Here is a 2425-nt window from a genome sequence, read left to right on the forward strand (position 1 = left end):
GGCGCGGCGCGGGCACCGCGCGGGGCACGAACGCCGCGCGGCCTGGCGGTCTCCGGCGGGAGGGGTCGTGTCACACTGCGCACGTGGAGTACCAACTCACCGCCGACCTGGTCACCCCCGCCGGCACGCCCGACCTGGACCCGCTCCAGCAGGTCGGTGTGGTGTCCCTGCTCGACGGCAGGCTGAGCGCGCTGCTGAGCATCGAGGGGCCCGACGGTGTGGAGATCATTCCGGTGGAACACACACTGGAGGCCCACCTCGGTGGTGTGCTCGTGCACTGGCTGCTCGACGCGCCCGCGCTGGCCTTCGCCGAGGACGCGACCCGGGCGGTGCTCGAGCAGACCATCGAGGAGATCGAGCTGCTCGCGGGCTGGGAAGTCAAGCACTGTGCGGTGACCGCCACCGACGACCAGTTGGAAAGCGCTCTGGCCGCCTCCGCCGAGCCCGGCGACGGCATCGTGGACGGCCTGCTCGGGGAGGTCGACGAGGACGGGCCGGGCATGGACATCCCGGCCACGGAGGCGTCCTCGCCCGGCCGCGCCCACGACATCGCCGAACGGCGCGCGCGACTGCTCCGGGCGAGTGAGCACCTCGGCGCGTTCGGGTGGTCCGCGTTCGGCCCCGACGTCACCGAGGAACAGGCGCGGTTCGTCGCGGGCGCGCTGCTGCACGGCATCGAGATGCTGACCGACGAGCTGTTCGCCGACATCCAGCTACTCGACGACGAGGACGCGACCGCCGCCGAGGTCACCGACCTGTGGGCCCTCGACGAACTGCCGCCGCGATTCGCGGACCGCTATACCGCCCTGTTCGCGAAACAGTTCCTGGTCGCCACCTCCATTCTGGGACACCGGCTCACCCGCTCCGGATGGACGCCACCGATCTCGGTCGCCGAGGCGCTGGCGTTGCACATCGCGGAATGCCGCGCGGAAGTGGAATTGGACCTCGCGGACGTTCTGGACGCCGAACGGATCGCCAAAGTCTTTTCCATTTTCAACGAGTACGCGTTCGCCGATTCGGACTTCGAGGCGTTGTTCGACACCGGCGACGCCGAACCCGGTCCCGACCTCGCGTTCGAGCGCTGGTTCCTGCCCCGCGCCCACCTCGGCGAGGACCGTGCACCGCACCCGTACCTGGCCGACGAGGGCGGCACGGACGGCTGAACGGCCCGGTTCGGCCACGAGCGGTTCGGCGCGGAGCGGACACCGGCCGATACCGTCGATCGTCCTGACCCGTCTTTCGTCTTGCGCTTCCCGGGTGACAGCGGCGCGCTCGATGCGGCCGCAATAACCGACCCACGGTCTCATTTCAAGTCTGCACTTGGCGATCTTGTCCCTTTAGCGTTCGACGCTATCACCGTCAACCCTGCTCGGTGATTTTCACACTATCGGGAGAGATTCGCTATGCATCGACCTCTCATTCGATCCCTGCTCGCGGGCGTGGCCTTGGTGGGCGGCTCCGTGGCGCTGGCGGCGCCGGCCAGCGCCGGTCCCGAGGCGGACGGCACCGCGCCGGACGTCGCCACGCAACGGGCGGCGGTCAGCGACGGCGAGCAGGACCGGATCGAGCGGTACTGGACCCAGCACCGGATGGACACGGCGCTGCCCGCCGACGTGCGATTCGGTGGTACCGACAAGGCGAGGGCGCGGACGCGGGCCACGGAGGGCGACGTGAGGGCGGCCGCCCAGCCGGAGAGCCCACGCCCGGAGTTGGGCAAGGTCTTCTTCACCCTTGGCGGGCAGGACTACGTCTGCTCGGGCACCGCCACCGAGAGCGCCAACGGCGACGTCGTCACCACCGCGGGCCACTGCCTCAACGAGGGACCCGGCGCGTTCGCGACCAACTTCGCGTTCGTGCCCGCCTACGACCACGGCTCCAACCCCCACGGCACGTGGACGGCCGAGCAGCTCTTCACTCCGAGCCAGTGGGCCGACTCGGGCGACTTCAACTACGACGTCGGCTTCGCGGTGATGAACGAGAACGACCAGGGGCAGAGCCTCACCGACGTGGTCGGCTCCTACCCGATCGGGTTCAACATGGAGCGCGGTCTGGACTACACCTCGTACGGCTATCCCGCCGCGGACCCGTTCGACGGTGAGTCCCTCTACTCGTGCTCCGGCACGGCGCGCGACGACTGGCTCGGCTCCAACGACCAGGGCCTGACCTGTGACATGACGGGCGGTTCCTCGGGTGGTGGCTGGATCACCGGCGGCACCCTGAACTCGGTGAACAGCTTCAAGTACACCTTCGACCCGAACACCATGTACGGGCCGTACTTCGGCTCGGTGGCCGAGTCGACCTACACCGAGGCCGCGGGCGCCTGACCGGCGCGCCCGGGGCGACGAGGCCGGGGTCGTGCGCGCGGGGCCGGTGAAGGAGAGAAAAACAGGGCCGAGGCGAAGTTGGGGACAACTCGGCGCGACGA

The 2425-nt window shown here is 69.6% G+C and carries 2 protein-coding genes; both read left to right on the plus strand.

The genetic code is table 11. The features are described from left to right. The first annotated feature begins 83 nt into the window (after positions 1-83). Positions 84-1163 carry a hypothetical protein gene (locus SACSA_RS0105100; protein WP_019814079.1) on the plus strand — a complete coding sequence of 360 codons (1080 nt, stop codon included), beginning with the start codon at positions 84-86 and terminating at the stop codon, positions 1161-1163. Positions 1164-1403: 240 nt separating this feature from the next. Continuing rightward, a complete protein-coding gene (locus SACSA_RS0105105) occupies positions 1404-2324 on the plus strand; it encodes a trypsin-like serine peptidase (protein ID WP_083940165.1) in 921 nt (306 codons plus the stop codon). The last annotated feature ends 101 nt before the right edge of the window (positions 2325-2425 follow it).

It is taken from the genome of Saccharomonospora saliphila YIM 90502, from assembly GCF_000383795.1.
Classification (GTDB): Bacteria; Actinomycetota; Actinomycetes; order Mycobacteriales; family Pseudonocardiaceae; genus Saccharomonospora; species Saccharomonospora saliphila.

Coding starts and splice junctions, on each gene's coding strand:
- SACSA_RS0105105 (WP_083940165.1), top strand. CDS start 1,404: ATGCATCGACCTCTCATTCGATCCCTGCTCGCGGGCGTGGCCTTGGTG.